The sequence below is a fragment of the Microbacterium sp. genome (genome assembly GCF_003248605.1).
Classification (GTDB): domain Bacteria; phylum Actinomycetota; class Actinomycetes; order Actinomycetales; family Microbacteriaceae; genus Microbacterium.
Genome location: NZ_QFPF01000060.1, coordinates 20906 through 27515, shown reverse-complemented (window position 1 = coordinate 27515; position 6610 = coordinate 20906). Strand labels below are relative to the sequence as shown.

General features: G+C 70.2%; 3 protein-coding genes and 1 pseudogene. All 4 read left to right on the top strand.

The features are described 5' to 3' along the window. Nucleotides 1-962 (top strand): annotated as a pseudogene (locus DI573_RS09390) (glycogen debranching enzyme); the annotation flags it as partial. Between the two features lie 23 nt (nucleotides 963-985). After that, on the top strand, nucleotides 986-3370 hold the full coding sequence (treY, locus tag DI573_RS09385; RefSeq protein ID WP_292813236.1) for a malto-oligosyltrehalose synthase: 2385 nt from the start codon (nucleotides 986-988) through the stop codon (nucleotides 3368-3370). A 53-nt stretch (nucleotides 3371-3423) separates the two neighbouring features. Further along, nucleotides 3424-5163, top strand: coding sequence for a malto-oligosyltrehalose trehalohydrolase (gene treZ / locus DI573_RS09380; protein ID WP_292813233.1), 1740 nt, complete (start codon nucleotides 3424-3426; stop codon nucleotides 5161-5163). A gap of 161 nt (nucleotides 5164-5324) precedes the next feature. Further along, nucleotides 5325-6371, top strand: coding sequence for a 2-oxoglutarate and iron-dependent oxygenase domain-containing protein (locus DI573_RS09375; protein WP_292813231.1), 1047 nt, complete (start codon nucleotides 5325-5327; stop codon nucleotides 6369-6371). Nucleotides 6372-6610 lie beyond the last annotated feature (239 nt).

Below are 6610 nucleotides of genomic sequence, written 5' to 3'. Positions count from 1 at the left end.
CCCTGGGCGAGTTCGCGTCGCGCCTGACCGGGTCCGCCGACCTCTACGAGCACTCGGGGCGCCGACCCGTGGCATCCATCAACTTCGTCACCGCCCACGACGGCTTCACGCTGCGCGACCTCGTCAGCTACAACGACAAGCACAACGACGCCAACGGCGAGGACGGCAACGACGGCGAGTCCCACAATCGGTCGTACAACTTCGGCGTCGAAGGGCCCACCGACGACCCCGAGGTGCTGACGATGCGGGCGCGCCAGCAGCGCAACTTCATCGCGACGCTGATGCTGTCGCAGGGCGTGCCGATGATGCTGCACGGCGACGAGCTCGGGCGCACGCAGCAGGGCAACAACAACGGCTACGCCCAGGACAATGAGCTGACGTGGGTGCACTGGGACGAGACCGACGACCCGCTCGTCGAGTTCACCGCCGCCCTCGCCCGGCTGCGCAAGGACCACCCGACCTTCCGCCGCAGCCGGTTCTTCGACGGCCGCCCCGTGCGGCGTGCGAAGGGGCAGAACCTGCCCGACATCGTGTGGCTGCGCGCCGACGGCACCGAGATGCAGCCCGAGGACTGGGACTCGGGCTTCGGCCGCTCGGTCGGGGTGTTCCTCAACGGCAACGGCATCCGTGAGCGCGACCGCCGCGGCGAGAAGATCATCGACAAGCACTTCGTGATCCTCTTCAACGCCGGCGACGAGATGATCGAGTTCCACCTGCCCGATCTCGAGTTCTCACCGAAATGGGACGTGATCATCGACACGGCGGGAGAGCTCGCCGACACCCGCCCGATCGAGCCCGGAGAGCACGTCGATCTGCAGCCCCGCTCGCTCATCGTCATGCGCGAGCACACCGTCCCCGAGCCCGAGGTCGATCACTCGGTCGCGGCGTCACTCGCGATGCTGGCGGCGAGCCAGAGCGACGACATGCCGAGTGAGACGTCCAAACCCGAACTCGGCCGCTGAGCCGCATCCGCAGGAGGCTCCACATGCCCGCGCATCCCGTATCGACCTACCGGCTGCAGATCCGCGAAGCGTTCGACCTCGACGCGGCGGCCGGGGTCGTGCCCTACCTGCGTGACCTCGGCGTGTCCTGGGCCTACCTGTCGCCGCTCCTCGAGGCCACACCGGGGTCGGACCACGGGTACGACGTCGTCGACCCGACGCGGATCGACCCGGCCCGCGGGGGAGCCGAGGGTCTCGACCGGTTCGCCGCCGCGGCGCACGAGGCAGGGCTGGGCATCCTGATCGACACGGTGCCCAATCACATGGGCGTCTCCGAGCCCGCGCGCAACCCGTGGTGGTGGGATCTGCTTCTCCGGGGGCGGACGTCGCACTATGCGGAGGCTTTCGACGTCGACTGGGACTTCGGCGAGGGCCGGGTGCGCGTGCCGGTCCTCGGTGGTGAACTCGACGATGTGCTCGCGAACGGCGAGCTGGTCGTGGACGCCGAGCCCGCCGATCGCGCGCCGTTCGGTCTGCTGCGCTATTACGATCACGCCTTTCCGCTGGCGGAGGAATCGGTCGCCGACGACGAGCGGGAGCGGCTCGGCGACGCCGAGGTCGTGCGTGCCGTCCATGAACGGCAGCACTACGCCCTGATGTTCTGGCGTCGTGAGGCGGGTGAGCTCAACTACCGGCGGTTCTTCGCCGTGACCACGCTCGCGGGGGTCCGGGTCGACGTGCCGCGCGTGTTCGACGAGAGCCACGTCGAGATCCTGCGCTGGGTGCGGGAGGGGCTCGCCGACGGCCTGCGCATCGATCACCCCGATGGGCTCGCCGACCCCGGCGGCTACCTCGAACGGCTCGCCGAGGCGACGGGCGGCCTGTACGTGCTGGTGGAGAAGATCCTCGAGCACGGTGAGACCCTGCCCGCGTGGTGGCACACCGAGGGCACGACGGGGTACGACGCGATGGCCGAGGTCGACCGGGTGCTCATCGATCCGGCCGGGGAGGCGGGGCTCGACGCGCTCGACGCGTGGTTGCGGGCCGACTCCGGCCTCGCGCCGCGGCAGTCCTGGGGCGATCTCATCCACGGCACCAAACGCACGATCGCCGACACGATCCAGGCCGCCGAGGTCGCTCGCCTCGTGCGGCTGCTCGACGAGCCGATCACGGGCGCGGCCGATGCCCTCGCCGAGCTGCTGGCGTGTTTTCCCGTCTACCGCTCCTATCTTCCGGCCGGCCGCGAGCACCTCGATCACGCGATCGCCGAGGCGCTGCGCCGACGCCCCGACCTCGCCGGGGCGATCGACCGCATCGCGCCGCAGCTGGCCGACCCCGAACGCGAGGTGGCCCGCCGCTTCGAGCAGACGACCGGCCCCGTGATGGCGAAGGGCGTCGAAGACACGGCGTTCTACCGCGACACGCGCCTGGGCACGCTCACCGAGGTGGGCGGGGACCCGTCGGTGTTCGCACTCGATGTGCCCGGATTCCACGAGGCACGCGCGACCCGCCAGGCGTCGTGGCCGCACGCGATGACGGCCGCGTCCACCCACGACACCAAACGCGGCGAGGATGTACGTGCGCGCCTGACCGTGCTCGCCGAGATGCCCGAGCGGTGGGCGGAGGTGCTCGCAGACCTGCGCGGGGCGGCCTCCAGCGGCCACGGACCGTTCGACAACCTCCTCTGGCAGGCCATCGTCGGCGCGTGGCCCGCGTCCCGCGAGCGTCTGCACGCCTACGCCGAGAAGGCGGCCCGCGAGGCAGCCGAGGCGACGGGCTGGTGGGATCCCGACGAGGCGTTCGAGGCACGTATGCACGCGGTCGTGGATGCCGCCTTCGATGTGCCGGCAGCATCCGCCGCTCTGTCGTCCTTCGTCGACGAGATCGCGGCCCACGGCTGGTCCAACTCGCTGTCGGCCAAGCTGCTGCAGCTGACGGGCCCGGGGGTGCCGGATGTCTACCAGGGGTCGGAGCTGTGGGAGATGAGTCTCGTCGACCCCGACAACCGCCGCGAGGTCGACTTCGTCGAACGCGCGCGTGCGCTGGCCGAGATCGATGAGGCGTTCGTGCGGGGAGAGACGCCGGGGGTGGATGCCGGGGGCCGGGCGAAGCTGCTGCTGACATCGCGCGCCCTGCGGCTGCGCCGCGACCGCGCACATCTGTTCACGCGGTACACGCCCATGACCGTGATCGGCGACGCCGCGGAGCACGCGATCGCGTACGACCGGGGAGGCGCCGTCGCGGTCGCGACGCGCCTGCCGGTGGGTCTTGCCGCCCGCGGCGGTTGGGGCGACACGGTGCTGCTGCGACACGGTGGCGGCACGATCGACGCGCTCACAGGGCGACGCTTCGAGGCGGGGCGCGTACCGCTGCGCGAGCTGCTGTCGTTCTATCCGGTCGCGTTGCTCGTGCCTGAGACGGATCATTGAGCGCCGGGCGAAGCGAACCGGTCATCGAGCGACGAGCGAAGCGAGGAGACGACATGACGATCGACGTCTGGGCCCCGAAGGCCTCGCGGGTGCGACTGCGCCGCCCCGACACCGGCGACAGCGAGATGATGGCCTCGGGCGACGGCTGGTGGCGCGCGCCGATCGATCTCACCGACGGCGACGAGTACGGCTTCGTGCTCGGCGACTCCGAACAGCTGCGGCCCGACCCGCGCTCTCGGCGCCAGCCGCGGGGCGTCCACGAGGCGTCGGCGTTCTTCGATCCGGGCGCGTACGAGTGGAGCGACGACACCTGGACCGGCCGTCAGCTGGCCGGAGGTCTGATCTACGAACTGCACATCGGCACCTTCACTCCCGAGGGAACCGTGGATTCGGCGGTCGCGAAGCTCGACCACCTCGCTGACCTCGGCGTCACGCACATCGAGCTGCTGCCCGTGAACGGGTTCAACGGGGTGCACAACTGGGGCTACGACGGCGTGCTCTGGTACACGGTGCACGAGGCGTACGGGGGGCCCGCGGCCTATCAGCGCTTCGTCGACGCCGCGCACGGCGCGGGGCTCGCGGTGATCCAGGACGTCGTCTACAACCACCTCGGTCCGAGCGGAAACTACCTGCCCGAGTTCGGCCCGTACCTGCGCGAGGGCAGCCGCAACACGTGGGGCGACTCCGTCAACCTCGACGCCGACCCGGTGCGGGACTACATCGTCGAGAACGCGATGATGTGGATGCGCGATTACCACGTCGACGGGCTGCGCCTGGACGCGGTGCACGCGCTGCTCGACGATCGCCCGGTGCACATCCTCCAGCAGCTGGCGACAGCATCCGACGCCCTCTCGGCGCACGTCGGTCGCCCCCTGACCCTCATCGCCGAGTCGGACATGAACGACCCGAAGCTGATCCTGCCGCGCGAGGCCGGCGGATACGGTCTGACCGCGCAGTGGAGCGACGACTACCATCACGCGGTGCACGTCGCGGTCAGCGGCGAGTCCGTCGGCTACTACGGGGACTTCGACGACCTGGGCGCGCTGCCCAAGGTCTGGACGCGCGGATTCTTCCACGACGGCACGTACTCTTCGTTCCGCGGGCGTGACCACGGCCACCCCATCCCCGATGAGGTGCCCCGCTGGCGGCTGGTCACGTTCGCGCAGGACCACGACCAGATCGGCAACCGCGCCGCGGGCGACCGGCTGTCGCAGACCCTCTCGCCCGCACGCCTGGCCGTGGCCGCGGTGCTGAACCTGACCACCCCCTATACGCCGATGCTCTTCATGGGCGAGGAGTGGGGGGCCACGACACCCTGGCAGTTCTTCACCTCGCACCCCGAGCCCGAGCTCGGCGAGGCGGTGCGCGCCGGTCGCACCGAGGAGTTCGCCCAGATGGGCTGGGACGAATCGGTCGTGCCCGACCCGCAGGATCCGGCGACCTTCGAGCGATCCAGGCTCGACTGGTCCGAGCCCGCCGAGGGTGAACACGCGCGCCTGCTCGCCCTGCACCGCGCCCTGGGCCGACTGCGGCGCGAGCGTCCCGAACTGACCGATCCGGCCTTCTCCCCGAGCGATGCCGAGTCGTGGGTCGCGGGAGAGGGCCGCGCCTATGCGCTCGAGCGCGGCGCCCTGCGCGTGCTGGTGAACCTCTCCGACGGCCCGGTCGGCTTCGCGGCGCACGGCGATGACACCGTGCTGCTGGCGACGGATGCCGGCGTCTCGGGCGAACCCGGAGGGGTCTTCACCCTGGGCCCGGACTCCGCGGCGGTGGTCGGTCCCGCGTCGGCGTAACGCGGGCGAAACCTCGCGCCGGTATCGTCGCGCCCAGCGTTCATGTTAACGAAGGCTGTCGTGGGCGACGCGCTGCGCCGGACATCGCTGGGACACACGTGAAGTGGCTGCCCGTATCCACGGTCGCCCTTCGAGGCGACCTCTTCCTGCGAGGAGTTGCAATGAGTTTCCGCGTCCCCACCGTCGACATCACCCCCTATGTGACCGGAGGCTCGCCTGAGGAGCGCGCCGACGTCGCTCGGCGGATCGATGAGGCCTGCCGCACCGTCGGCTTCATCCAGATCACCGGCCACGGCATCGCCGATGCCGTCATCTCCGGGCTCACCGATGCCATGGATCGCTTCTTCGCCCTCGATCTCGAGGCCAAGAAGGCGTATCGCACCCCGCCGTCGATCAACCGCGGGTACAGTCCGCCGAAGTCCGAATCGCTCTCCCTGTCGCTCGGCGTCGAGTCGGCGACGCGGATGAACGACTTCTTCGAGGCGTTCAACGTGGGGGCGGGGGAGGCCGACTATCCGCACATGCCCTCGCTGCCCCAGCCGGACTATGCCGAGAACGTCTGGCCGGACGTCGACGGCTTCGAGGCGCAGGTGCAGGCGTACTTCGCCGAGGCGGGGCGGGTGGCGCGCGTGATGACGCGCATCTTCGCGGATGCGCTCGGCCTCGACCCCGACTTCTTCGACCGCGTCACCGACCACTCCCTCGATGTGATGCGCATGAACAACTACGCCCTGCCGGCGGGAACCGACATCCGCCTGGACGGGGAGCTGATGGGTATGGGGGAGCACACCGACTACGGCATCGTCACGATCCTCTGGGCCGACCAGGTGCGGGGGCTGCAGGTGCTCGGCGCCGACGGCTCGTGGAACGACGTCTCGCCCGCCGACGACGCGCTGCTGATCAACCTCGGCGACGTGACCGCGCGGTGGACCAACGAACGGTGGATGTCGACCCTGCACCGCGTGAAGCCGCCGATCGTCGACGGGACGATCGAGCGTCGTCGCTCGGCGGCGTACTTCCACGACGGCAACGTCGACGCGCTGATCACGACGCTGCCCTCCTGCATCGACGCCCAGCATCCCGATCTCTACGAGCCGATCACGGTCGGCGAGCACATCGCGGCCAAGCTCGCGGGATCTCGCGCCGGCAAGTCCAACACGTCGGCAGCGCGCGAGTCGGCGCGCGTGCTGGCCAGCCAGCGCTACTGATGCGCGAGCCCGCCTGTGTCCCACTTTCTGTCGCTGTGCGACCGCCTGAGCGACAGAAAGTGGGACACGCAGGGCTGGCTGCTGCTTGCCTGGCCGGGGACACGCAGGGCTGGCTGCTGCTTGCCTGGCCGGGGTGTGTCCCGAATTCTGTCGCTGTGCGACCGCCTGAGCGACAGAAAGTGGGACACGCAGGCGCGCGCGGGTGATGGATGCTGTCAACCCCCGCCCAGGGTCGTCTG